Below are 25,223 nucleotides of genomic sequence, written 5' to 3'. Positions count from 1 at the left end.
CCCTCCCAGGTGCTGAGCTTGCCACCCTTGAAGGGGGTAGTGCCGCCATCTGGGAAGGTGATCGTCTCGGCTCCGTTGTCGGTGGTGAAGACGACGATGGTATTGTCGAGTTCGCCCATCTCCTCAAGCTTCTTCAACACGTAGCCGATATTGTCGTCCATCTGCTTCATGCCGGCTTCGTTCATGCCCCAGTCCTTGCCGCCGGGCTCGCCGATCATGTTCAGATATTTGTCAGGCAACACCGTCGTGATGTGCATGCGCGCCGGATTGTACCAGACAAAGAACGGCTTCTTGGTCTTTTCCGGATCGTTCCTGTCGAGGAAGTCAATGACTTTGCCTGAAATCTCCTCGTCAATCGTCTTGGAGCGCTCAAGCGTCAGTGGCCCCTGATCCTTGCATGTCTGGTTGGCCGGCGACCCGTCGGAGGATGTGCAGGCGAGCATCGGACGCGGCGGCGTCAGGCAGGTCGTGGTCTTCGGGTCCACGGCTGCCGGGTTTTCCGTTAAGCCGGGGATCGGCGTGTTCTTGCAAGGTGGCGCGATCCCCTGCTCGGTTGGGGTCTTGTTGATATCGGGGAAGCTCACGCCTTGCATGGCGTCGAGGTGATAGAGATAGCCCCAGAATTCCTGGAACCCGTGTGCCGTCGGCAGGGATTCGGTGGTATCTCCGAGATGGTTCTTGCCGAACTCGCCTGTCGAGTAGCCGAGATCATTCAAGAACCTGGCGAGGTGAGGCGTGCCGGCCCGCAGATAGGATGGGCTTCCGGGAATTTCCGGCAGGACCATGCCGACGCGCACCGGCTGCATGCCGGTGATGAAGGCGGTACGACCAGCCGTGCAGCTCTGCTCGGCATAGTAGGTCATGAATTTCGCACCTTCTTTGCCGATGCGATCGATGTTGGGTGTTTCGCCGACCATCAGTCCCTGATGGTAGATGCTCGGCTGCATCCAGCCGATGTCGTCGCCCATGATGAACAGGATGTTGGGCTTGGTTTGCTCCTGCGCCTGGACCATCGAGGTGGTGCTTAGAAGAGCGGCGGCAATGGCCGTTGCCGCTGCAACACAGGTTGCTGCTGCTTTCATATCACATATCCTTCTCTGTCAGCGGCAGCCTCGGCCGGTACGGCTCAGGCTCCCTAAGAACGAGCGAAAGGTTGGGTGAAATGTTCGCCCGACGCGCGAATGCGGATCGGGGCAGTCAAAGACTCCATTCCCCTTGCATGCGACCGATTTTGAAGCGTCAGATGTGCGACGGGACTGTGCAACCTAGATGACGTAACGTCAATCTTATTCGCGCTCAGTCCCGACGCCGCTTTTGGGGGGTGGTCGCTTGCTCAACCATCGATTGATCGCGAACGTGCGAGATCGGGAGCGAAACAAGGCGATCTGCGAATAACGAACGTCCGAAAGCAGACGTAATCAGGTATAGGAGTCTGGCACATGTTTCGAAGGCCTGCCGGTTCGCGCGCCGACAGGCCCCCCATTTTGAAGCGTGCCAGAGAAGGATCAAAGAACACGCCTCACGGACTGACCAACCCTTGCGGGGGGTCTGCTGACGGGAAGGTGTAGACCTAGTCTAGCCCATTCGGCTCCGCTCGATTTAACGTCGTTAGGTCAATCAGGTTCCCAATAAGAAAGCCAGACAACGGTGCAATCTGGTAAGGCGAGACCATCCGCGAGCGAATTGCCGAGCGCGCTAAATCTGACTCGCTAGGCTCAAGGATGCCCAGGCCACGCCGCTCCAAAACACGATCGACAACAATTGTCGTGTGATCGAGCGCGGCGGCTGCTCGGCCTCCTCGGTGGGAAGGTACTTCAGGTAGAGCCCGGGCGTGTATTCAGCCGGCGCGATCGCTGGACCGGTCTCGATCCCGCGCTGCTCTTTCATGCGGCGCTCAAAGGCATGGGTCGCCTCATTCTCCTTGATGTCCTCCTTGATGTCGGCGCGGTTACCCAAACTTGTGCTCTCCGGAGGTCACATTGTTTCTAGACCCATCATCATTCTTTCACCCTTGACTGCCGAGCAGTTCAGGTTACCCTGAGGGAAATACCGGTCTCGATAGCCGGACGGCAAACATGCCTCGTGTGCCTCGCCTTGCGGCGGCGGCTGCGGGGCATTTTTTGCTTTTGGGGGGAAATTCTTTGAAGTCGCGCATCGAAATCGGCGTGCTGTATTCGCGCTCGGGCAGCTACCGGCTCGTCGCCGACGCTTGTTATGCCGGCGTCATGCGCGCCATCGCCGACATCAACGCCGATCCAGCAAGCACAATCGAGCTTACGGCCGTCGAGCGCGACCCGGGCGGCAATATCGACCGCTATGCGCCGCTTTGCGATGAGATCCTGCGCCACAGCAGCGCGCGGCACGTCATTGGGTGCGTCACCTCCTGGAGCCGCAAGGAAGTCATCCCCGTCCTGGAGAAGGCCGGCGCAGCACTTTGGTATGCCTGCCCTCATGAAGGTTTCGAGGCAAACGAGCATGTGGTCTACATGCATGCGTGCCCGAACCAGCATCTGGTGCCGCTGCTGGCACATATCGTGCCGCGCTTCGGCACCGATGGCTTCCTGCTTGGTTCCAACTACATCTGGGGTTGGGAAACCAACCGCGTCGCCCGCGACCTCATCGCAGACGCCGGCGGCAAGGTGCTCGGCGAGCGCTATTTGCCGATCGGCGAAACCGATGTCGCGCGGCTGATCGACGAGATCAGGGCGACGCGGCCGGCCTTCATCCTCAACAATTTGATCGGAACCTCATCCTACGCCTTCTTTGCCGCTTATGCCGAGCTGGCGCGCAACGATCCCCATTTCGGGCCGGAAAACTGCCCGATCCTGTCGTGCAACCTCACCGAATGCGAGCTGCCGGCGATCGACGAAGCAGGCAGAGGCCATCTTTCTGTCGGCCCCTACTTCCGCAATGAAAAGACTGCTCTCGGCGACGCGCCAGTCTCCTCCTTCGAAGCGTCGGCCTACGCCTCGGTCAAAGTGTTGGCAAAGGTCCTTTCGGCCAACCCGAAAGCCAGCTTCGCGGAACTGCCCGCACTTTTTGCGACGAACCGGTACCAGACACCGTTCGGCGAGATCGCCATCGACCCACAGACCCAGCATGCAACGCTGCCCGTCGAGATTGGCCGTATCGCGGGCCTGGGCTTCGAACGCGTCAGCCACATCGAGCGCATGGCGCCTGACCCCTATCTTTCGCGCTACGACCGGACCGAAACATTCGGCCGCCCGCGGCTCAAGGTCGTGTCATGAGCCGAAACGCGCATATCCCCAATCTCGGTGGCGCCAAGGCGTTCGTGCTGCACCGTCCGCATGCAACCGTCAGCGCGATCACACGACAGCTCGTAGCCATCGGCCTTCAGGCCATCAATTGCTGGCCCGAGCTGCCGGCGGAAGCGCTGGCCGCGGATTTCGTGTTCTTCGACGTCGACCTTGGCTTCGACCAGCAATTTCCGTGGACGCGCGGCGCAGCCCCCATGCCGACCATCGCGCTGATCGGCTCGGAAGCGCCTGGCCGCATCGAATGGGCATTGTCACAAAAGGCCGATGCGCAATTGCTGAAGCCGGTCGGTAATTCCGGCGTCTACAGTGCGCTGCTCATTGCCCGCCAGAGCTTTGCCGCACGCCGGCAATTGGCCGACGAGATCGCGACGCTGCAGGCGCGGGTGGCGGAGCGCCAGACCATCGTGCGCGCGGTCACTGCATTGATCAGCCAGGGCAGCGACGACGAACGCGCCTACGCGCAATTGCGCTCGCTCGCCATGAACTGGCAGGTCAGCCTCGAAGAAGCTGCCCGGCGCGTCGTCGCCATGACGGAAAAGGAGGGCGGCGTTGACCAGTCCCATCGCGCCTGAGATGCCGGCAATCGCATTGCCGGCGAAACGCCGCGCCGGTGTCTGGAGCCGCCTTCTCAAAAGGCCATTGGCCATGACCGGGCTGGTGATTATCGCCCTCACCGTCCTGGGCGCGCTGTTTGCACCCTATCTCACCGGCTATGATCCCAACGAACAGCTTTTCGACGGGCTGACGCTCGAGGGCGCGCCTTTGCCGCCCAGCGCCACTTTCTGGTTGGGAACCGATCTTCTCGGCCGCGACCTGCTCACCCGCGTGCTCTATGGCGCGCGCACCTCGCTCATCATCGGCATCGTCGCCAATGGCACGGCACTGCTGATCGGCACGCTCGTCGGCATCACCGCCGGCTATTTCCGTGGCTTCATCGGAGCGGCACTGATGCGCTTCACCGACCTGATGATGGCGTTTCCGGCCCTGCTGCTCGCCATCTGCCTTGCCGCGGTGTTCCAGCCCAGCCTGTGGATCGTCGCCATGGTGATCGCGCTGGTCAACTGGGTGCAGACAGCGCGCATCATCTTCACCGAAACAAGCTCGCTCGCTGAACGCGAATTCATCGATGCCGAGCGCACGATCGGCGCGAGCACACCGCGCATCCTGTTTCGCCACATCCTGCCGCATCTTTTGCCGACGATCATCGTCTGGGGCACGCTCGGTATTTCGACCACGGTGCTGCTGGAGGCCACGCTGTCTTATCTCGGTATCGGCGTGCAGCCGCCCGCCGCATCGTGGGGCAACATCATCTTCGAAAACCAGACCTATTTCCAGGCGGCACCTTGGCTGGTGTTTTTTCCAGGTGCGGCGATCCTGGCGCTGGCTCTCGCCTTCAACCTGGTCGGCGACGCGCTGCGCGATATTCTCGACCCCACCCAAAGGGGCCGGGCATGATCGCTTACCTCACCCGCCGCCTCATCCAGGCAGCGCTCATCCTGCTTGGCGTGTCGCTGATCACCTTTGCCTTGCTGTATCTTTTGCCCGCAGATCCGGTGCGCCAGATCGCCGGCCGCAGCGCGACACCGCAGACTGTCGAGAGCATCCGCCAGCAGCTCGGTCTCGACCAGCCTTTCGCCATTCAATACTGGCGCTATCTGACCAACCTGCTGAGTGGCGATCTCGGGCGCTCCTACATCCAGCGCTCGCAAGTCAGCGAACTGATCGTCGCGCGCCTGCCGGCAAGCCTGCTTTTGATGGTCGGCGCCATCTTGTGCGAGCTGGTCATCGGACTGACCATGGGCCTTGTCGCCGCGGTCAAGCGCGGCACGGCCACCGACCAGGCGCTGATGGTCGGCTCGTTCATCGGCGTGTCGGCGCCGCAATTCGTCGTCGGCCTGCTTTTGCTCTACGTCTTCGCCGTCAAGCTCGGCTGGTTTCCGATCGGCGGCTACGGCACCTGGCGGCATATGGTGCTGCCGTCGCTGACGCTCGGCATCCTCGGTGCTGGCTGGTATTCGCGCATGATGCGCTCGTCGATGATCGACGTGCTGCGCCAGGACTACATCCGCACGGCGCGTGCCAAGGGCCTTGCCCAGCGCGCCGTGCTGTTCGGTCACGCATTGCCCAACGCCATCCTGCCCGTCGTCGCCATGATCGGCATCGACATCGGCCTGTTCATGGGCGGCATCGTGGTGGTCGAAAGCGTGTTCGGCTGGCCAGGCATCGGCCAGCTCGCCTGGCAGGCGATCCAGCGCGTCGACATCCCGATCATCATGGGCGTCACGCTGGTGTCTGCCTGCGCCATCGTTCTGGGCAATTTGCTTGCCGACATTGTCGCCCCGTTCATCGACCCGCGCATCAAGCTGCGCTGATCCAAGGCCAACCAAAAGACTGCAAACCAAAAAGGGAACCTCGCATGAAACATTGGCTCACAACGACAGTCGCCACTTCAGCGCTCGCGCTGGCGCTCGGCATGGCTTCGGCCACGGCGCAGGAAACGCTCGACCCGAAAGCCAAGCAGGGCGGCGCCATCACGATCACCTACAAGGACGATGTCGCGACGCTCGACCCGGCAATCGGCTATGACTGGCAGAACTGGTCGATGATCAAGAGCCTGTTCGACGGCCTGATGGACTATGAGCCGGGCACGACCAAGCTTCGTCCCGAGCTCGCCGAAAGCTACGAGATCTCGCCCGACGGCAAGACCTTCACCTTCAAGCTGCGCAAGGGCGTCAAGTTCCACAACGGCCGCGAGATGACGGCCGAGGACGTGAAGTACTCGCTCGACCGCGTCACCAACCCCAAGACCCAGAGCCCAGGCGCCGGCTTCTTTGCCTCGATCAACGGCTATGAAGATTTCGCAGGCGGCAAGTCGGAAAGCCTCTCCGGCGTGACCGTTGTCGACCCCTCGACCGTCAAGATCGAGCTGTCGCGGCCCGACGCCACCTTCCTGCATGTCATGGCGATCAACTTCAGCCATGTCGTGCCCAAGGAAGAGGTCGAGAAATACGGCGCCGATTTCGGCAAGCATCCGGTTGGCACCGGCGCCTACAAGATGGCCGAGTGGACGCTCGGCCAGCGCCTGGTCTTCGAGCGCAACGCCGACTACTGGCACAAGGGCCTGCCCTATATCGACAAGATCACCTTCGAGATCGGCCAGGAGCCGATCGTCGCCCTGCTGCGTCTGCAGAACGGCGAGGTTGACGTTCCCGGCGACGGCATTCCGCCTGCCAAGTTCCAGGAAGTGATGGCCGATCCCGAGCAGAAGGCCCGCGTCGTCGAAGGCGGCCAGTTGCAGACCGGCTACGTCACAATGAACACGCAGATCGCGCCGTTCGACAACGTCAAGGTTCGTCAGGCGGTCAACATGGCGATCAACAAGGATCGCATCGTCAAGCTGATCAACAACCGTGCGGTGCCGGCCAACCAGCCGCTGCCGCCGTCGATGCCGGGCTACGACAAGGACTTCAAGGGCTACGCCTTTGACATCGAGAAGGCCAAGGCACTGCTCGGCGAGGCCGGCCATCCCGACGGCTTTGAAACCGAGCTGTTCGTCATGAACACCGATCCCAACCCGCGTATCGCCCAGGCGATCCAGCAGGATCTGTCGGCGATCGGCATCAAGGCCTCGATCCAGTCGCTCGCCCAGGCAAACGTGATTGCCGCCGGTGGCGAAAAGGACGGCGCTCCGATGATCTGGTCTGGCGGCATGGCCTGGATCGCCGACTTCCCCGATCCGTCCAACTTCTACGGTCCGATCCTCGGCTGCGGTGGCGCGGTACAGGGCGGCTGGAACTGGTCGTGGTACTGCAACAAGGACCTCGACGAAAAGGCGGCTGCCGCCGACTCGATCGTCGATCCTGCCAAGGCCGAAGAGCGCAACAAGATGTGGAGCGACATCTACGCCAAGGTCATGGCGGACGCGCCTTGGGCGCCGGTGTTCAACGAGCAGCGCTTCACCATGAAGTCGCCGCGCATGGGTGGCGACGACAAGCTCTACGTCGACCCGGTCCATATCCCGATCAACTACGACTATGTGTATGTAAACGATGTGCAATAACTGCAACTACACCATCCACGGACGCCACCATCACTTCGGCTGGGACAACTCGTTTGCCCCAGCCGAGCGGGTGGCGCCCGGCTCGACGATCGAATTCGAATGCCTGGATTCGTCGGGTGGCCAGCTCAAGGCCGACAGCACCGTCGGCGACATCGCCAAGCTCGACTTCGGCCAGATCAACCCGGTGACGGGTCCGATCTATGTCGAGGGCGCTGAGCCTGGCGATGCGCTCAAGGTGACGATCGATGCGTTCAAACCGTCCGGCTTCGGCTGGACGGCGAACATTCCAGGCTTCGGCCTGCTCGCCGACGACTTCAAGGACCCGGCGCTGACCATCTGGAAATACGACGCGACCTCGCTCGAGCCGGCGCTGTTCGGCAAGAACGGCCGCGTGCCGCTCAAGCCGTTTGCCGGCACCATCGGCAATGCACCCGCCGAAAACGGCCACCATTCGGTGGTGCCGCCACGGCGCGTCGGCGGCAATCTCGACATCCGCGATCTGGCGGCTGGAACAGTGCTCTATCTGCCGGTCGAGGTTGCAGGCGCGCTGTTTTCGGTCGGCGACACCCATGCCGCCCAAGGCGACGGCGAGGTCTGCGGCACGGCGATCGAAAGCCCGATGAACGTCGTTTTGACGCTCGATCTGGTCAAGGACGCGCGGCTGAAGATGCCGCGCTTCACCACGCCGGGCCCAGTGACGCGTCACCTCGATTCCAAGGGCTACGAAGTGACCACCGGCATCGGGTCTGACCTGATGACGGGCGCCAAGGAAGCCGTCGCCCAGATGGTCGACCTGCTGTCGGCGCGCTACCAGCTTGATCCGGTCGACGCCTACATGCTGGTGTCAGTGTGCGGCGATCTCCGCATCAGCGAGATCGTCGACATGCCAAACTGGGTGGTGTCGTTCTACTTCCCGCGCTGCGTGTTCGAATGACCGCAGTGGTGGACAACAAAAGCGCCGGGGCTGCCGCCCCGGTCGCTGGCAAGCCGGTGCTCGATGTCACCGGGCTGACCGTCTCGGTGCGCGGCGAAGACGGCGAGCGGCCGGTCGTCTCGGACCTCACATTCTCGTTGGCGCGCGGCGAAACCCTTTGCATCGCCGGCGAATCCGGCTCCGGCAAGTCGATGACGTCGCTGGCCATCATGGCGCTGCTGCCGCAGCCGGCAGCCAGGATTTCCGCCGGTTCGATCAGGCTTGGCGACACCGATCTCGCAACGCTTGATGAAGGCCGCATGCGCCGCATCCGCGGCAATCGCGTCGCCATGATCTTCCAGGAGCCGATGACCTCGCTCAATCCGGTGCTTTCGATCGGGCGGCAGCTGGTCGAGGCCATCGAGACCCATACCGGTTTTTCGCGTGCGGAATCGCGCAAGCTCGCGATCGAAGCGCTTACAGCCGTGCGCATTCCCGAAGCCGAAAGCCGGCTCAAGCAATATCCGCACGAGCTCTCCGGCGGCATGCGCCAGCGCGTCATGATCGCCATGGCGCTGGCGCTGAAGCCAGACGTGCTGATCGCCGACGAGCCGACCACAGCGCTCGACGTCACCGTGCAGGGCGAGGTGCTCGAACTTCTGCGCGACCTGCAGCGCCAGCATGGCACCAGCATCATCCTCATCACCCACGACATGGGCGTCGTCGCCGAGATGGCCGACCGCGTCATCATCATGCGCAACGGGCGCATGGTCGAGCAGGGCAAGGTCGCCGACATCTTCGAGCGGCCCGAAGTCGACTATACCCGCGACCTTCTCGCCGCCGTGCCGCGCATGGGCACTGGCGCCGCGCGCCATGGCTCCCGCGACAAGACCGAGCAGACAAATCCGGCGGCGGTCGCCGTGGCGCGCGATCTGCATGTACGTTTCGACCTGCATGGCGGCTTCTTCGGCCGGGTCAACCGTAGGGTGCATGCTGTTGAAGGCATAAACTTCTCCATCGCACCCAACGAGACGCTGTCGCTGGTCGGCGAATCCGGCTGCGGCAAGTCGACGACGGCGAAGGCCCTTGCCGGCCTGGTGCCTTACAGCGGCGAACTTTCGATCGGCGGGCGCAATTTGTCCGGCCTTGGCCGACACGAGCGCAAGGCGGTGCGCCGCGACGTCCAGATGATCTTCCAGGACCCTTACGCCTCGCTCGATCCGCGCATGCGCGTTGGCGATCTCGTCGCCGAGCCGCTCCTGATCCACAACATCGGCACACCAAAGGAGCGAAGCGAGCGCGTCGCTGCCCTGTTCGAGCGCGTGGGCCTGTCAGCTGACCAGATGGAACGCTACCCGCACGAGTTTTCCGGCGGCCAGCGCCAGCGTATCTGCATCGCCCGCGCCTTGGCGCTGCGGCCGAAGCTGATCATCGCCGACGAGAGCGTCTCGGCGCTCGACGTGTCGGTTCAGGCGCGCGTGCTGGAATTGCTGAAGGAACTGCAACGCGAATTCGGCGTCGCCTATTTGTTCATCTCGCATGACATGGCGGTGGTGGAAAACATCTCCGACCGAGTCGCGGTGATGTATCTCGGCCAGATCGTCGAGATGGGCACGCGCGACCAGATTTTTGCCAATCCGCGTCACCCCTATACAAAGCGGCTGATCGAGGCCGTGCCGATTCCCGACCCGGTGCAGCGTCGTGTTCGTTTCGCACGCATGGACAGGGAAATCCCAAGCCCGGTTCGCAAACTCGGCGACGAGCCAAGGAAGCTTGTGCTCGAGGACGTCGGCGGCGGCCATCTGGTTGCGGCATCGGATGCGTGACGGGCGGTGCCATGCCAACGCCACCTGCTATGCCAGATCATCATATCTGGATGCGAAGAATTCACTTCTCTGACTGACCGAACTTCCCTCAACTGACCAAGCTGCCATCGGCCCGATGCGAGGAACGCGGGCCGGCAGCCAAATAGCGTCAATCGGGAGGGCAAGACATCATGACACCTAAGATGATTGCGATCAGCTGCTCATTCCTGGCGCTGGCGGTCGGCATGGCTGCCGCCGAAGACTGGGAATCCAAGGTGCCGACCGAGATCAACATCACCGATCCCTATCTCAAGCAGTGGCATGACCTGACCTACGACAAGGCGCCGCCAGCACCCGTACCGGGCAAGGATTTTGGCATGGACGCGGCCACCGGCACGTTCGTGGCACCCCGCGCCACGCCCTTGGGCGAAGCGCCCAATTTCCCCGGCCAGCTGGAAGGTTGGGACGACAAGACCTACAGCCAAAATGTCGAGGAGATCGCGTTTTATCCGCATGTCAGCTCGCCCTGGCACGCCTGGCCTGATGTCGCCGACTTTAACGGCAAGCGCTACATGTATGTGCACGATCGTGACTACATGCGCGTGCTCGACATCACCGACGCGGCCAAGGCTACTGTCGTCTATTCCAAGGGCGGCGTGTGGGGGCCGGAAGGCTCCAGCGAGGATTGGGACGCCAAGACGGTCCAGGACTATTTCGGCGGCATCACCATGGCCTGGAGCGAGAAGCTCCAGAAGAATGTCGTCGTCGCTTCCTACGAAATCGGCCGCTTCGGCATTCTCGACAACAAGCGCACCCAGCCCGACATCGTCGAATCGCTGCGCAAATACAATTCACTAAAGGGCTTCAAGGTCTATGAGATGAACGGCCCGCTGCCGAGCGACTGGAAACTGATCGCGACCCGCACCACCGACACCAAGAACCCGGACGCGCCGATCGGCCAGCAGCAGGGCTCGGGCTCGCTCGACGCACCCGCATGGTTCGGCGGCAAATACATGTATCTGTCGGCCGCACCCGACGATTCCTACGCGCTGACTGAATACCCCGACTATCTGCACTCGCCGGGCTACCAGGTTTGGGACATGTCGGACCCGGCCAATCCGGTGTTCGTCAGCCAGGTCAAGGTGCCGGGCCAGGTGGTCGGCGACAAGGCGAGCGAGAACGCCTACCTGATGAACCCGCGCGCCGGCAACCGCACCTCGTGGATGGGCTCGCGCATGCCGCCATTCCTGCCGACGCCGGTGGAAAAGGGCGGCAAGATCGCCTTCGGCGCCATGGGCGGGCTTGGCCTTTACACCTTCGACCTGACCAACCCCGACAACCCTGAGATGAAGGGGCATGTCGGCATTGCGCCGAGCTTCGCAGGCACCGAGTTCGACAATGTCGACACCTCCCAGTACGCCCGCACCGGTTATGTCTTCGCCAACGGCTATCCGATGAACTCGAACTGCTACGAGCCCTACAAGGATGTGCTGGTGATCAACGCCAAGGATCCGGCCAAGCCGGAGATCGTGGCGACCTTGCCGCGGCCGACACCGCCCAAGGACGCGAACTTCACCGATTTCTGCCAGCGCAAGGGCAGTTTTGGGCCGAAGCGCTCGGGCACCACGCACCAGCCGGGCCATGGCCGCGACGGGCTCGCGCCATATGCCTTCTACAATGCCGGTCTGCAGCTCTTCGACGTCAAGAACCCCGCCGATCCCAAGATCGCCGGCTATTTCGTTCCGCGTTTCCCGACAGACAAGGAGATGCCGGATTACACTTACGACAATGCGAGCTTTGCGGTGTTCACCGAATATGACCGCAATATCATCTGGCTGTTTGCGATCGACGGCGTCTATGCGCTGAAGACACCGCTGCTGGGCGAACCCAAGATGGGCATGAGCGACAAGGTCTGGCCGCCGCGCGACTGAGAATCGAGATCGGCCGACAGCCGCCAATCCATCAACCCCGGCTTTACGCCGGGGTTTTTGTTTTCAAGTGACTTGTGCCTGATCAATGGCCGGGGTGCAGCGCGTCGTTCAGATACATGCAGGTCAGCATGGTGAAGATGTAGGCCTGGATCACCGCCATCAGAAGTTCGAGCCCGGTGAGCGCGACCGTCATCGTCAGCGGCAGGATGGCGGCGAAGATGCCGAGGGTTCCCATGCTGCCGAGGCTGACCACGAAACCGGCGAAGACCTTGAGCGTGATGTGGCCGGCGAGCATGACGGCGAACAGACGCACCGAATGGCTGATCGGGCGCGAGATATAGGAGACGATCTCGATCGGCACGATGATCGGCGACAAGAGCAGCGGCACACCGGAGGGCATGAACAGGCGGAAAAAGCCGAGGCCGTTCTTCCAGATGCCGTAGATCGTGACCGTACCGAACACCAGCATGGCGAAAGCGAAGGTCACGATGATGTGGCTGGTGACCGTGAACGCGTAGGGGAACAAGCCCGCGAGATTGGCGATCAGGATGAAGACAAACAGCGAAAAGACGAGCGGAAAGAACTTCATGCCGCTCTCGCCCGCATTGTCGCGCAGCGTCTTTGACACGAACTCGTAGATCAGTTCGGTGATCGACTGCAGGCGGGAGGGCACCAGCGCTCGACCGCTCGTCGAAAGCATGAGGAACAACCCGCCGAACACCACTGCCCCCACCATATAAGCGGCGGAGTTGGTGAAAGCGAATTCCTGCCCCGCAAACTCGAAGAGGGTGAAAATCGGCTTGATTTCAAATTGTTCTATTGGTCCGGCCACAGTGCCTCTCCGGTCGGTTCGATTGCTGATGCGAAAGCGCGCGCACCGGAGCCATATCCGGAAGCCAAAATTGACCAAGCGTGCCTACGGTCCGCCAAAAGCGGTTCCGCAGCTTTTTCGCGATTTTTGAGATGAGTTTCGGTCGGGGTAGCAATTATTGGCGCCATCTTTTGGATGGGGCCGTCCCCGAGCGTTCAAGGCACTGGTCGTCCAGTGCGTGGGCTTGTTAGCCTAAGCGGCACGCCACGGCAAGGCACGAGGTGACGCGGCGCAGGGCCGCGTCACAGATTAGATATGCAGCGCATGGCCAAGCGTGCGCAAAGAGGCCTCAAGGAAAGCCTCGCTCTGAGTTGGATGGGCATGGATGGTGCCGGCGATATCCTCCAGCCGTGCGCCCATCTCGATGGCCAGGCTGAAGGCCGCTGACAGCTCCGAAACGCCAGCGCCGACCGCCTGGATACCGAGCACCAGATGGTTGTCAGCGCGCGCAACGATGCGCACGAAGCCGTCCTCGCTCGCCAGCGTCATCGCCCGGCCATTGGCCGAAAACGGGAACTGCGATGACTTGATCTCGATACCGAGGTTTTTTGCTTCGTCGGGCGACAAGCCTGCAGTGACGATCTCTGGATCGGTGAAGCAGACAGCGGGGATCGAGCGCTTGTCCCAGCTTCTTTTGTGGCCAGCGACGATCTCGGCGACCATTTCGCCCTGCGCCATGGCACGGTGCGCCAGCATCGGCTCGCCGGTGACGTCGCCGATAGCGTAGATGCCGCGCATCGAGGTGCGGCACTGTTCGTCGATGCGGATGAAACGGCCGTCGCGATCGAGGTCGATCTCCTCCAGCCCCCAGCCTTCGACAAGCGGCTTGCGGCCCACGGTGACAAGCACCTTGTCGGCCGCGATCTTCTGCTCGCTGCCATCGGCTGCCTCGACCAGAAGCGCATCGCCCTTGGCGCTGAGCCCCTTGGCCTTTGCACCCGTCATCACCTTGACGCCGAGCGCTTCCAGGCGCTTGGCGACGGGCCGCGTCAGTTCGGCGTCATATTGCGGCAGGATGCGCGGCAAGGCTTCCACGACGGTCACCTTTGAGCCCAGCTTGGCAAAGGCAGTGCCGAGCTCCAGCCCGATATAGCCACCGCCGACAACGGCAAGCTCAGCCGGCACGTGCTTGAGTGCCAGAGCCTCGGTTGACGAAATCACCTGCCCACCGAAGGGCAGGAACGGCAGTTCGACCGGCGCGGAACCGGTGGCAATGACGATGATTTCAGCGCGGATCACCTGCAAGCCGGTCTCGGTGTCGACCTCGACGGTCTTGCCGTCACGAAAGCGCGCCCAGCCCTGCACCGACTTGACCCTGGCCTTCTTGAGCAGCCCAGCCACGCCGCTGGTCAAGCGGCCAACGATACGATCCTTCCAGGCGACGGTCTTGGCAAGGTCGAGCACCGGCGCCGATACGCTGATGCCGAACGGACTGGTGCCTCCAGCCATCTCGGAGACCTTGAGATACTCATCCGCTGCATGGATCATCGCCTTGGAGGGGATGCAGCCGACATTGAGGCAGGTGCCGCCCGGCTTGGCCGCTTCGACGATCACCGTGTCGATGCCGAGCTGGCCGGCGCGGATGGCGCAGATGTAGCCGCCGGGGCCGGCGCCGATGATGAGAAGCTTGCAGGAAATTTCCTTCATCGCCTCAGCCTTCCATGAAGATCATTGCCGGCGCTTCGAGCAGCGCCTTGATGCGCTGGACGAAGACCGCCGCGTCCCAGCCGTCGATGACGCGATGGTCGAAGCTGGAGGAGATGTTCATCATCTTGCGCGGTATGAACTGGGTGCCGTCCCACATCGGCCGCACCATGATCTTGTTGACGCCGACGATCGCCACCTCTGGGTAGTTGATGACAGGCGTGGTGGCGACGCCGCCCATCGCGCCCAGCGAGGTGATGGTGATGGTCGAGCCGGTCAGTTCCTCTCGCGTCGCCGTGCCTGCCTTGGCGGCATCGGCAAGGCGATTGACCTCGGCGGCGCAGTCCCACAGGTCGCGCGCTTCGGCATGCTTGATCACGGGAACAACGAGCCCGCCCGGCGTCTGCGCGGCCATGCCGATATGCACGCCGGCATGGCGCATGACGACGCCGGCATCGTCGTCGAACAGCGCATTGAGCTGCGGTTGCTCGGCAACCGCCTTGACCAGCGCCCGCATCAGGAATGGCAACAGCGTCAGCTTCGGCCTGTCCGGCTTTTTCGACGCGTTGAGCTTGGTACGCAGTTCCTCCAGTGCCGTGACGTCGATTTCCTCGACATAGGTGATGTGGGGAATGCGCGACTTGGCCAGCGACATCTTCTCGGCGATGCGGCGGCGCAGGCCGACGATCTTGATCTCCTCGACCCCGGTCTTGGCCTCCAAGCCAGTTGCTGCCGGCTGTGCGCCGCGCGAGGCGAAAGCGTCGAGGTCTTCATGCGTGACCCGGCCAGCGGGACCAGTTCCTGGGACCTGACGCAGATCGATGCCGGCTTCCTTGGCGCGCAGGCGGACAGCGGGCGAAGCAATGGGCCGTTCGCCTTCCGGTCGGGGCAGGCCAACGGTCGCTTGCGGCATTGGCTTGAGTGCAGCGGCCGGTGTGGGAGCCTTCACAGCGGGTGTTGATTCGACTTTCTTAGCCGGCTCAGAAGCGGTTTCCGCGGCGACAGTTGGCGCAACATCCTTGCCCTCGCGCTCGGCCGGAGCGGGTGCTTTGGCAGGCGCCGTGTCAGCTGGCGCATCGCCGGCCACCTTGATCCGCACGATCGGCGAGCCGACAGCGACGGTGTCGCCGATTTCGGCGCCAAGCCAGCTGATCTCGCCATCGACCGGCGACGGGATCTCGACCGTCGCCTTGTCGGTCATGACGGCAGCAAGCACTGCGTCCTCGCGGACAAGGTCGCCGACCTTGACGTGCCATTCGACCAGCTCGGCTTCGGCCACGCCTTCGCCGACGTCGGGAAGCTTGATGACATGTTCGCCCATGCTCAGGCCTCCATCGTTTCAATCAGCGCCTGCCCGACACGCTTCGGACCGGGGAAATAGTCCCACTCCTGCGCATGCGGATAAGGCGTATCCCAGCCGGTGACGCGCGCGATCGGCGCTTCGAGGTGGTAGAAGCAGTGCTCCTGCACAAGCGCTGCAAGTTCGGCACCGAAGCCGGAGGTCAATGTCGCTTCATGGACGATGACGCAGCGGCGGGTCTTCTTGACCGAGGCGACTATGGTGTCGAGATCGAGCGGCAACAGCGTGCGCAAGTCGATGACCTCGGCGTCGATGCCGGTTTCCTCGGCAGCCGCCTGGGCGACATAGACCATGGTGCCATAGGCCAGCACAGTCACATCAGAGCCCGGCCGGCGGATCTCCGCCCTGCCGAGTGGCGTGGTGTAGTGCCCATCGGGCACCTCGCCCAGTTCGTGCTTCGACCATGCCGTGACCGGCCGGTCGTGATGGCCGTCGAAGGGGCCGTTGTATAATCGTTTCGGCTCCAGAAAGATCACCGGATCCGGATCTTCGATGGAAGCGATCAGCAGGCCCTTGGCATCGAGCGGATTGGACGGAACCACCACCTTGAGACCTGAAACGTGGGTGAAAAGCGCCTCGGGGCTCTGGCTGTGGGTTTGTCCGCCAAAGATGCCGCCGCCGGTCGGCATGCGCACGACGATCGGACAGGTGAACTCGCCATTGGATCGGTAGCGCAATCGTGCCGCTTCCGAAACGATCTGGTCATATGCTGGATAGACGTAGTCGGCGAACTGCACCTCGACGCATGGCTTGAGCCCGTAGGCGGCCATGCCGATGGCGGCACCGACAATGCCCAATTCGCTGATCGGCGCGTCGAAACAACGCGAACGACCGTATTTCTGCTGGAGGCCTTGCGTGCAGCGGAAAACACCGCCGAAATAGCCGACGTCCTCGCCGAAGACCACGACATCGTCATCGCGCCCCATGGCAACGTCCATGGCGCTGCGGATGGCTTCGATCATTGTCATGCGCGGCATGGCTTATACCCCCGCCTTCTGGCGCTGGCGCCTGAGATGCGGCGGCATCTCGGCATAGACACCCTCGAACATGTCGCGTGTCGACGGCTTACCGCCGGCATGCAAGGTGCCGTGGCTTTCCGCTTCCTTCTGCGCTGATATGACGGTTTCGAGGATCTCAGCCTCGGCCTGCTTGTGGCGCTCGTCCGACCACAGACCGCGCTTGATCAGATGGTTCTTGAGCCTGATCACCGGGTCGCCGAGCGGCCAGGCGTCGGACTCGGTCTTGGGCCGATAGGCGGACGGATCGTCGGAGGTCGAGTGCGCGCCGACACGGTAGGTGACATATTCGACAAGCGTCGGGCCGAGGTTGCGCCGCGCGCGTTCGGTCGCCCATTTGGCCACGGCATGGACGGCGAGATAGTCGTTGCCGTCGACGCGCAGCGCCGCAATGCCGAAACCAAGGCCGCGCGCGGCAAAGGTGCCGGAGCCGCCGCGGGCGATGCCCTGGAAGGTCGAGATCGCCCACTGGTTGTTGACGATGTTGAGCACGACGGGTGCCTTGTAGGTCGATGCGAAGACGAGCGCTGCGTGGAAATCGCTTTCCGCCGTCGCACCGTCGCCGACCCAGCCGACTGCGATCTTGGTGTCACCCTTGATCGCCGAGGCCATCGCCCAGCCGACGGCCTGGATGTACTGCGTCGTCAAATTGCCCGAGATCGAAAAGAAGCCGTGCTCCTTCGAGGCATACATCACCGGCAGCTGACGGCCCTTCAGCGGGTCACGCTCGTTTGAATAGATCTGGTTCATCATCTCGACCATCGGGTAGCCGCCCGCGATCAGCAGGCCGGCCTGGCGGTAGGTCGGGAAGTTCATGTCGCCGGGATTGAGCGCCTTGCGGAAGGCGCAGCTCACCGCCTCCTCGCCCATATGCTGCATGTAAAACGAGGTCTTGCCCTGGCGTTGCGCCATCTGCATGCGCGCATCGAAAGTACGCAGCGTCACCATGTGGCGCAGGCCTTCGAGCTGTTCCTCGTCGGTCAGCGTGCCGGCCCAGGGCCCGACAGCATCACCTTCGCGGTTAAGCACCCGGATGATCGAATAAGCGAGATCACGGATGTTGCGCGGATCGACATCAACCTCCGGTCGCATGACCGATCCGGCCTTGGGAATCGGCACGTTGGAAAAGTCGGGCGTCCCGCCCGGCCGAACCTCGGGCTCGGGCACGTGGAACTTGAGTGGCGAGGGATTGTCCGTCACGGATGTTCCTCCTGTCTCGCGCGCAGGCCAACTGGTCCTCCCTGCGCGGCAGACAATTTATGTCAGTAACGCTGACCTATTATCCCAACGCTTTGAAAACCGCAATGGCCGTCCGCGGTGAGTTTGGCATTGTCGCGACAATATCGAAAGCCCGGTTGACAGAAGGCCCGTTCCGCGCTCATCCTTAAGGCTCACCAGGGGGGTCCCGACAAGGGGCTGAGATACTGCTAGCTCGCGCAGCGCAGTGACCCGTTGAACCTGATCCAGTTCACACTGGCGTAGGGACGGTGCGAGGCTTCGCGGGTCGGCTTCTTCCGGCATCGGCATTCGAGCAAACGCTCGAAGTCCCTCAGGCAAGGTCTCACCTCCTCCTCATCGCACGAACTGGGTCTCCGTTGCATCAGAGCAAGGAGGCTCACCATGAATGCCCTGACCCCGACCGTCACAACAGGCGCACTGCCCGCCTCGAAAAAGGTCCACAAACCAGGTCTCATCCACCCCGGCATCCGCGTGCCGATGCGCGAAATCTCGGTGCACCCGACCGCCATGGAGCCGCCCGTCACGGTCTATGATTCGTCGGGTCCCTACACCGACGCGACTGTGACAACCAATATCGAGGGCGGCCTGGCCAGGCTGCGCGAGGATTGGATCGTCGCCCGCGGCGACGTCGAACGTTACGACGGCCGCACCGTGAAAGCCGAGGACAACGGCTTTGTCTCGGGCGAAAGGCTGACGCCGGAGTTCCCTGTCCGCAACAAGCCGCTGCGCGCCACCGGCGGACGCGCAGTCACCCAGATTGCCTATGCCCGCGCCGGCATCATCACGCCGGAGATGGAGTTCGTCGCCATCCGCGAAAACCTCGGCCGCGAGCAGTTGCGCGAGAAGATGAAGCGCGACGGCGAGAGCTTTGGCGCTGTCATTCCCGACTTCGTCACACCTGAATTCGTCCGCGAAGAAGTTGCGCGTGGAAGGGCGATCATCCCCTCCAACATCAACCATCCAGAGAGCGAGCCGATGATCATCGGCCGCAATTTCCTGGTCAAGATCAACGCCAATATCGGCAACTCGGCTGTGACCTCGTCGATGGCCGAAGAGGTCGAAAAGATGGTGTGGTCGATCCGCTGGGGCGCCGACACGGTGATGGACCTGTCGACGGGCCGCAACATCCACAACATCCGCGACTGGATCATCCGCAATTCACCGGTGCCGATCGGCACTGTGCCGCTCTACCAGGCGCTGGAAAAGGTCAGCGGCGTTGCCGAGGACCTGACCTGGGAAATCTACCGCGACACGCTGATCGAGCAGGCCGAACAGGGCGTCGACTATTTCACCATCCATGCCGGCGTGCGGCTGCCCTATATCCATCTGACCGTCGACCGGGTCACCGGCATCGTCTCGCGCGGCGGCTCAATCATGGCCAAGTGGTGCCTGCATCACCACAAGGAAAGCTTCCTCTACGAGCATTTCGAGGAAATCTGCGACATCTGCCGCACCTATGACGTCGCCTTCTCGCTCGGTGACGGCCTGCGCCCCGGCTCGATTGCCGACGCCAACGACGCAGCCCAGTTCGCCGAACTGGAAACGCTTGGCGAGCTGACCCAGATCGCCTGGGCCAAGGACTGCCAGGTGATGATCGAAGGCCCCGGCCATGTGCCGATGCACAAGATCAAGGAAAACATGGACAAGCAGTTGGAAGTCTGCGGCGAAGCCCCCTTCTACACGCTTGGGCCTTTGACCACCGACATCGCGCCCGGCTACGACCACATCACCTCGGGCATAGGTGCGGCGATGATCGGCTGGTTCGGCACGGCCATGCTTTGCTACGTCACCCCCAAGGAGCATCTCGGCCTGCCCGACCGCGACGACGTCAAGGTCGGCGTCATCACCTACAAGATCGCGGCCCATGCCGCCGATCTCGCCAAGGGTCATCCTGCGTCCAAGGTCAGGGACGACGCGCTGTCGCGGGCACGCTTCGAGTTCCGCTGGGAAGACCAGTTCAACCTGTCGCTCGACCCCGACACGGCCCGATCCTTCCACGATGCGACCTTGCCCAAGGAAGCACACAAGGTGGCGCATTTCTGCTCGATGTGCGGGCCGAAATTCTGCTCGATGCGGATTTCGCACGACATCCGCAACGAGGCGCGCGCCGCCGGCATGGCGGCGATGGCGGAGAAATTCCGCGATGGCGGCGACCTCTATATGGCGGTCGAAGGAACGGAGGCAGCAGGCCAGCCATGAAGGTGCTCATCCGCGGCGCGGGCGTCACCGGCCTGACGCTCGCCCATGAGCTGGCGTCGCGCGGTACAAGCGTCACGGTCGTCGAGCAGCGACGTCAGATCGCCGGCAATGCCTCATGGCAAGCCGGCGGCATGCTGGCGCCATGGTGCGAGCGCGAGAGCGCCGAAGTAACCGTACTGACCTTGGGCAGGCAGGCGGCGGACTGGTGGGACGCCGCCCTGCCTGGCCATGTCGTGCGCAACGGTACGCTAGTGCTGGCGCCGGCGCGTGACACCGCCGAACTCGACCGTTTTAGCAGTCGAACCTCTGGCCATGTCTTAGTCGACGGCGATGCCATCGCTGCGCTCGAACCAGACTTGGCAGGTCGGTTTTCGCGTGGGCTGTTCTTTGCAGAGGAAGCGCATCTCGATCCGCGCCAAGCATTGCTCGGCCTCAAGGAAAAGCTGACCCGGATGGGCGTGCATTTCGCGTTCGGCTACGGTGCGACGCAGACGCCTGGCACCGTAGACCTCGAGGTCGATTGTACCGGTATGGCGGCGAAGCACCCAGAGCTTCGCGGCGTGCGCGGCGAAATGCTGTTGCTGCGCACCACGGACGTCTCGCTGTCCCGGCCTGTGCGCCTGCTGCATCCGCGCATCCCGGTCTACATCGTGCCGCGCGCCAATAATCATTTCATGGTCGGCGCAACGATGATCGAAAGCGATGCCGCCGGCCCGATCACCGCACGTTCGATGATGGAACTGCTCAACGCCGCCTATGCGCTGCACCCGGCCTTCGGCGAAGCTGAGATCGTCGAGGCGTGCGTCGGTGTCCGCCCGGCATATCCGGACAATCTTCCGCGCATCGAGCATGACGGCAACAGGCTCAGCATCAACGGCCTCTATCGCCACGGCTTCTTGCTCTCGCCTGCCATGGCCCGGCAGGCGGCCGACATCATGCTCGGTCACCAAGCCAGCAAGGAGCTTGTCGATGAAGCTCATCATTAACGGCGAAAACCACGAGGTGGCCGCCGCAACCCTCGCCGCGCTGCTGGCCGAACTCGACTACGAGGGTGGCTGGCTCGCCACCGCGCTCAACGGCGAGGTCGTGCCGGCACAAGAGCGCAACGGTTGCGGACTCTCCGAAGGCGACCGCATCGAAATTCTCTCTCCGATGAAGGGTGGCTGATCATGCTGAAGCTCTACGACACTGAAGTCTCATCGCGCCTCTTGCTCGGCACGGCACTCTACCCCTCGCCCGCTGTGATGGCCGATGCGGTGAAAGCCTCGCGAACCGACATTGTGACCGTTTCGCTGCGTCGCGAGACTTCGGGCGGACGGGCGGGCCAGAAATTCTGGTCGCTGATCCAGTCGCTCGGCGTGCGCGTCCTGCCCAACACCGCCGGCTGTCATTCGGTCAAGGAAGCAGTGACGACGGCAAAAATGGCGCGCGAAGTGTTCGCCACCAACTGGATCAAGCTCGAGGTCATCGGCAACCACGACACGCTGCAGCCAGACGTGTTCGGCCTCGTCGAAGCAGCGAAGATTCTCGCGTCGGATGGCTTCGAAATCTTCCCCTACACGACCGACGATCTGGTCGTCGCCGAACGCCTTGTCGATGCCGGCTGCAAGCTTTTGATGCCATGGTGCGCGCCGATCGGCTCCGCTCGTGGCCCGCAAAATCTTGATGCGCTGCGCAGCCTGCGCGGACACTTTCCCAACCTGCCGCTGATCGTCGACGCCGGCATCGGCCGACCGTCACATGCGGCAGCCGTCATGGAGCTGGGTTACGACGCCGTGCTGCTCAACACCGCCGTCGCCAAGTCAGGCGATCCCGTCGCCATGGCCGCAGCCTTTGGCAAGGCGGTCCAAGCTGGCCATGAGGCATTTCTCGCAGGCCCGCTCGAACCGCGCGACATGGCCGTTCCTTCCACTCCCGTCATCGGCATGGCAGCATTCTCATGAAGCTCGACCCGTTCTATCTCATCGTCGATTCCGCCGCCTGGATCGAGCGGCTGGTGCCATCAGGCGTCAAGTTGGTTCAGTTGCGCATCAAGGATATGGGCGCGCCCGAACTGCGCCGCGAAATCCGCACCTCGAAAGCAGTCTGCGAGCGCCATGGCTGCCAGTTGATCGTCAACGACTACTGGGAAAAGGCCATCGAGGAAGCTTGTGATTTTGTCCATCTCGGCCAGGAGGACCTTGCCGACGCCGACCTCAAGGCGATCCGCAAGGCCGGACTGAAGCTCGGCCTCAGCACGCACGATCCCGCCGAGCTCGAAACAGCGCTCGCAGTCGAACCCGACTATATCGCGCTCGGACCGATTTATCCGACCATCCTGAAAGCCATGAAATGGGCGCCACAGGGCCTCGACCCCATTGCCAAGTGGAAGCGCCGCGTTGGCGACCTGCCGCTGGTCGCCATCGGCGGCCTCAACATCGAGCGCATCCCAGGCGTCTTCGCGCAGGGCGCCGACAGCGCTGCGGTGGTTACCGACATCACCCGCAATGCCGATCCCGAAGGGCGGACACGCGAATGGCTGGCCGCGACGGCCGCATGGCGATGACCCCGCATGTGCTCATCGTTGCCGGCTCGGATTCGAGCGGTGGCGCCGGACTCGTCCGCGATGTCGAGACCGTATCGGCCTTCGGCCTGCGTAGCTGTGTCGCCCTCACCGCCGTGACGGTCCAGACGCATGATGCCGTTGAGCGGGTCGAACAGATGCCGTCCGACCTCGTGGCCGACCAAATGCGCGCGGCCTTCGCCGCGAACCCCGTCGCGGCGGTCAAGATCGGCATGCTAGGAACGGCGGCGACCATAGATGCCGTCGCCTCGGTACTGGCGAGCAACCTGCCGGTGCCCGTCGTGCTCGACCCCGTGCTCGCCTCGACCTCGGGACGTCAGTTACTCGACGAAGACGCCGTCAACACGCTCAAGCGCAAACTGTTTCCGCTTTGCACGCTGGTTACACCCAACCTGCCCGAACTGGCGCTGCTCAGCGGCCTCTCCCTCGCCACGGGTGAAAACGACATCGTCAGGCAAGCCGAAAAACTGTTCGACGCGGGCGCACTGGCTATTCTCGTCAAGGGCGGCCACGCAACGGGAGCGGCAGCCACCGACCTGCTGTTCTTGCGGGGACGGGAGCCCATCCGGTTCGACGCGTCGCGCATCGCGGTCGCCATGCGCGGCACCGGCTGCATGCTCGCAAGCGCGATATCGGCACATCTGGCACAATATGAAACGCTGGAGATCAGCATCAGCAAGGCGAAGCGCCATGTCTTCGCCAAGCTGCTTGCGTCAAAGCCGTGAGAGCGACTTTCGGCCCTCAGCCAAGCCGCGCAGCGTGCCACCTCAGGTGATCATCCATGAACGTCGAGATGAAGTTGTAGGAGTGGTCGTAGCCATACTGCATGCGCAAAGTGAGCCCGATGCCCGCCTTCTTGCAAGCTTCGTCGAGCAGCCATGGCCGCAGGCCTTCCTGCAGAAAACCGTCGGCCGAACCCTGGTCGACCAGGAATTCCGGGAAACGCTTGCCGTCCTCGATCAGCAGCGTCGTGTCATAGGCGCGCCAGGATTTTTCCTCGGTGCCAAGATATTTCTCCAGCGCCGGCTTCGACCAGCCTGCCGTGCTGGGCTGGGCGATCGGCGCGAAAGCCGAGCAGCTCTTGAAGCGCTCGGGGTTCTTTAACGCGATGGTCAGCGCGCCATGGCCGCCCATCGAATGGCCAAAGATCGCCTGGCGCGACATGTCGGCGGGGAAGTTGGCCGCGATCAATACAGGCAGCTCCTCGGTGACATAGGAATACATGCGGTAATTCTTGGCGAACGGCTCCTGCGTCGCGTCGACGTAGAAGCCGGCGCCTGAGCCGAACTGCCAGTTGTCCTTCTCGTCCGGAATGCCTTCGCCGCGCGGGCTGGTGTCGGGGCAGACCACGATCAGGCCGAGTTCGGCCGCTAGGCGCCGATACTCGCCCTTGTCCATGACATTGGCATGCGTGCAGGTCAGGCCCGAGAGATACCAAAGCACCGGCACCGGGCCGTCCTTGGCTTGCGGCGGCACGAAGACGGCAAAGGTCATGTCGCAGGCGCAGGCCTCGGAAGCATGTGAATAAACGCCCTGGACACCGCCATGCGACTTGGACGTGGAAATGGTCTTCATCAGCTCTGCCTTCTCGTCAAACAATCTCGCCCCGGGCATAGCGGTCGGGCATGACACTCGCAACCTTGGACCAAACGAAACGTGTCGGCGACTATTCAAGCCGCCTTGGCAGGCCCTGCCGGGAATATCCCCGACATGACGGTAAAACCCTTGATGCGTTTGACACGATCGCACCAGCGGCGGATTGCCGGATAGTCCTGTCTTGATATACCGCCTTCTTCCGACAGCATGATGTAGGGGAAGCAGGCAATGTCGGCGACCGTCGGCTGTCTTGCCGAGCAGATCCAGTCGCGCCCCTCCTGCTCGCCGAACCACAAATGCTCGTCGAAGATGCGGAACAGCCGATGCGCGCCGGCCCGTGCCGCGTCAATATCGAAGTCGTAAAACAGCGCGTCATGCAGGCGCGCGGCAGACGATGTCGAGGTGATGCCATCGGCAAATGCCAGCCACTGGCTGATCTCGCCGAGAAGCGCCGGGTTGTCGCGCGGATACCAAGTGCCCGAAGCGTCATATTTCGAGGCGAGGTAGACAAGGATCGCCTGGGCGTCGCGCAGGATGAGGCCGTCGTCATCAATGACCGGCAACTGCCCCAGCGGATTGATCTTGAGGAACCATTCCGACTTGTGCTCGCGACCGGGATAGAAGTCGATCGGCACCGTCTTGTAGTCGACGCCGAGCATGCCCATCAGCAGGCGCAGCTTGTAGCAGTTGCCCGACAGTTCGTAGTCATAGAGCGTAATCACTGGGCAAACTCCTAGAGATCGAGGAC

The 25,223-nt window shown here is 62.7% G+C and carries 23 protein-coding genes and 1 riboswitch; of the genes, 14 read left to right on the top strand and 9 right to left on the bottom strand.

Annotated features, from left to right (window positions below; genetic code table 11):
* On the bottom strand, positions 1–1,013 hold a 1,013-nt coding region (locus AC1DUU_RS03465; protein WP_476782017.1), incomplete at its 3' end, for a sulfatase-like hydrolase/transferase.
* A gap of 682 nt (positions 1,014–1,695) precedes the next feature.
* Positions 1,696–1,956 carry a hypothetical protein gene (locus AC1DUU_RS03460; RefSeq protein WP_476782014.1) on the bottom strand — a complete coding sequence of 87 codons (261 nt, stop codon included), beginning with the start codon at positions 1,954–1,956 and terminating at the stop codon, positions 1,696–1,698.
* A 185-nt stretch (positions 1,957–2,141) separates the two neighbouring features.
* Here AC1DUU_RS03460 and AC1DUU_RS03455 point away from each other — a divergent pair, with 185 nt between their 5' ends.
* The 8 genes from AC1DUU_RS03455 to AC1DUU_RS03420 all read left to right on the top strand — a co-directional run bounded on the left by AC1DUU_RS03455 (position 2,142) and on the right by AC1DUU_RS03420 (position 11,987).
* Positions 2,142–3,248 (top strand): transporter substrate-binding protein, encoded by a 1,107-nt coding sequence (locus AC1DUU_RS03455; RefSeq protein WP_476782013.1) that lies wholly within the window; start codon positions 2,142–2,144, stop codon positions 3,246–3,248.
* A complete protein-coding gene (locus AC1DUU_RS03450; RefSeq protein ID WP_476782012.1) occupies positions 3,245–3,850 on the top strand; it encodes an ANTAR domain-containing response regulator in 606 nt (201 codons plus the stop codon). Before AC1DUU_RS03455 ends, AC1DUU_RS03450 begins: the two co-directional genes overlap by 4 nt.
* 1 nt (position 3,851) lies before the next feature.
* Positions 3,852–4,733, top strand: coding sequence for an ABC transporter permease (locus tag AC1DUU_RS03445; RefSeq protein WP_476782016.1), 882 nt, complete (start codon positions 3,852–3,854; stop codon positions 4,731–4,733).
* A complete protein-coding gene (locus tag AC1DUU_RS03440; protein ID WP_476782011.1) occupies positions 4,730–5,650 on the top strand; it encodes an ABC transporter permease in 921 nt (306 codons plus the stop codon). Before AC1DUU_RS03445 ends, AC1DUU_RS03440 begins: the two co-directional genes overlap by 4 nt.
* A 101-nt stretch (positions 5,651–5,751) precedes the next feature.
* A complete protein-coding gene (locus AC1DUU_RS03435) occupies positions 5,752–7,338 on the top strand; it encodes an ABC transporter substrate-binding protein (RefSeq protein ID WP_476782015.1) in 1,587 nt (528 codons plus the stop codon).
* Entirely contained in the window at positions 7,328–8,272 is a 945-nt protein-coding gene (locus tag AC1DUU_RS03430; RefSeq protein WP_476782010.1) for an acetamidase/formamidase family protein, read from the top strand. Before AC1DUU_RS03435 ends, AC1DUU_RS03430 begins: the two co-directional genes overlap by 11 nt.
* Positions 8,273–8,280: 8 nt before the next feature.
* Entirely contained in the window at positions 8,281–10,077 is a 1,797-nt protein-coding gene (locus AC1DUU_RS03425) for an ABC transporter ATP-binding protein (protein WP_476782009.1), read from the top strand.
* Between the two features lie 170 nt (positions 10,078–10,247).
* On the top strand, positions 10,248–11,987 hold the full coding sequence (locus tag AC1DUU_RS03420; protein ID WP_476782008.1) for an LVIVD repeat-containing protein: 1,740 nt from the start codon (positions 10,248–10,250) through the stop codon (positions 11,985–11,987).
* An 82-nt stretch (positions 11,988–12,069) separates the two neighbouring features.
* On the opposite strand, the gene AC1DUU_RS03415 is transcribed toward AC1DUU_RS03420, so the two are convergent.
* The 5 genes from AC1DUU_RS03415 to AC1DUU_RS03395 all read right to left on the bottom strand — a co-directional run bounded on the left by AC1DUU_RS03415 (position 12,070) and on the right by AC1DUU_RS03395 (position 18,078).
* Complete coding sequence (locus tag AC1DUU_RS03415) at positions 12,070–12,819, bottom strand: F0F1 ATP synthase subunit A (RefSeq protein ID WP_476782007.1); 750 nt, start codon at positions 12,817–12,819, stop codon at positions 12,070–12,072.
* Positions 12,820–13,107: 288 nt separating this feature from the next.
* Positions 13,108–14,505 carry a dihydrolipoyl dehydrogenase gene (gene lpdA, locus AC1DUU_RS03410; RefSeq protein WP_476782006.1) on the bottom strand — a complete coding sequence of 466 codons (1,398 nt, stop codon included), beginning with the start codon at positions 14,503–14,505 and terminating at the stop codon, positions 13,108–13,110.
* 4 nt (positions 14,506–14,509) lie between these two features.
* A complete protein-coding gene (locus tag AC1DUU_RS03405; RefSeq protein WP_476782005.1) occupies positions 14,510–15,823 on the bottom strand; it encodes a dihydrolipoamide acetyltransferase family protein in 1,314 nt (437 codons plus the stop codon).
* Positions 15,824–15,825: 2 nt separating this feature from the next.
* Positions 15,826–16,839, bottom strand: coding sequence for an alpha-ketoacid dehydrogenase subunit beta (locus AC1DUU_RS03400; protein ID WP_476782004.1), 1,014 nt, complete (start codon positions 16,837–16,839; stop codon positions 15,826–15,828).
* 3 nt (positions 16,840–16,842) lie between these two features.
* Entirely contained in the window at positions 16,843–18,078 is a 1,236-nt protein-coding gene (locus AC1DUU_RS03395) for a thiamine pyrophosphate-dependent enzyme (protein WP_476782003.1), read from the bottom strand.
* Between the two features lie 186 nt (positions 18,079–18,264).
* A riboswitch (TPP riboswitch) is annotated at positions 18,265–18,381 on the top strand.
* Positions 18,382–18,498: 117 nt separating this feature from the next.
* On the opposite strand from AC1DUU_RS03395, the gene thiC reads away from it, so the two are divergent.
* The 6 genes from thiC to AC1DUU_RS03365 are packed head-to-tail and all read left to right on the top strand — an operon-like array spanning position 18,499 to position 23,604.
* Positions 18,499–20,316 carry a phosphomethylpyrimidine synthase ThiC gene (gene thiC / locus AC1DUU_RS03390; protein WP_476782002.1) on the top strand — a complete coding sequence of 606 codons (1,818 nt, stop codon included), beginning with the start codon at positions 18,499–18,501 and terminating at the stop codon, positions 20,314–20,316.
* Positions 20,313–21,302, top strand: coding sequence for a glycine oxidase ThiO (gene thiO, locus AC1DUU_RS03385; protein WP_476782001.1), 990 nt, complete (start codon positions 20,313–20,315; stop codon positions 21,300–21,302). The genes thiC and thiO overlap by 4 nt, the downstream gene beginning before the upstream one ends.
* A complete protein-coding gene (gene thiS, locus AC1DUU_RS03380; protein WP_476782000.1) occupies positions 21,286–21,483 on the top strand; it encodes a sulfur carrier protein ThiS in 198 nt (65 codons plus the stop codon). Before thiO ends, thiS begins: the two co-directional genes overlap by 17 nt.
* A 2-nt stretch (positions 21,484–21,485) precedes the next feature.
* A complete protein-coding gene (locus AC1DUU_RS03375; RefSeq protein ID WP_476781999.1) occupies positions 21,486–22,259 on the top strand; it encodes a thiazole synthase in 774 nt (257 codons plus the stop codon).
* Positions 22,256–22,861: a thiamine phosphate synthase gene (locus AC1DUU_RS03370; RefSeq protein WP_476781998.1), complete on the top strand. Its 606-nt coding sequence runs from the start codon at positions 22,256–22,258 to the stop codon at positions 22,859–22,861. Before AC1DUU_RS03375 ends, AC1DUU_RS03370 begins: the two co-directional genes overlap by 4 nt.
* Positions 22,831–23,604: a hydroxymethylpyrimidine/phosphomethylpyrimidine kinase gene (locus AC1DUU_RS03365; RefSeq protein ID WP_476781997.1), complete on the top strand. Its 774-nt coding sequence runs from the start codon at positions 22,831–22,833 to the stop codon at positions 23,602–23,604. The genes AC1DUU_RS03370 and AC1DUU_RS03365 overlap by 31 nt, the downstream gene beginning before the upstream one ends.
* Before the next feature lie 16 nt (positions 23,605–23,620).
* Here AC1DUU_RS03365 and fghA read toward each other — a convergent pair whose 3' ends face one another.
* Together fghA and AC1DUU_RS03355 are read right to left on the bottom strand one after the other, a co-directional pair.
* Positions 23,621–24,454, bottom strand: coding sequence for an S-formylglutathione hydrolase (gene fghA, locus AC1DUU_RS03360; protein WP_476781996.1), 834 nt, complete (start codon positions 24,452–24,454; stop codon positions 23,621–23,623).
* A gap of 95 nt (positions 24,455–24,549) precedes the next feature.
* The gene (locus tag AC1DUU_RS03355) at positions 24,550–25,197 is read right to left on the bottom strand and encodes a glutathione S-transferase family protein (protein WP_476781995.1); all 648 of its coding nucleotides are present in this window, start codon (positions 25,195–25,197) and stop codon (positions 24,550–24,552) included.
* Between the last annotated feature and the right edge of the window lie 26 nt (positions 25,198–25,223).

The organism is Aminobacter sp. P4_H6_2, assembly GCF_056400805.1.
Note: the sequence above shows the minus strand (reverse complement) of the source record. Positions and strands in the feature narration are given on the sequence as shown.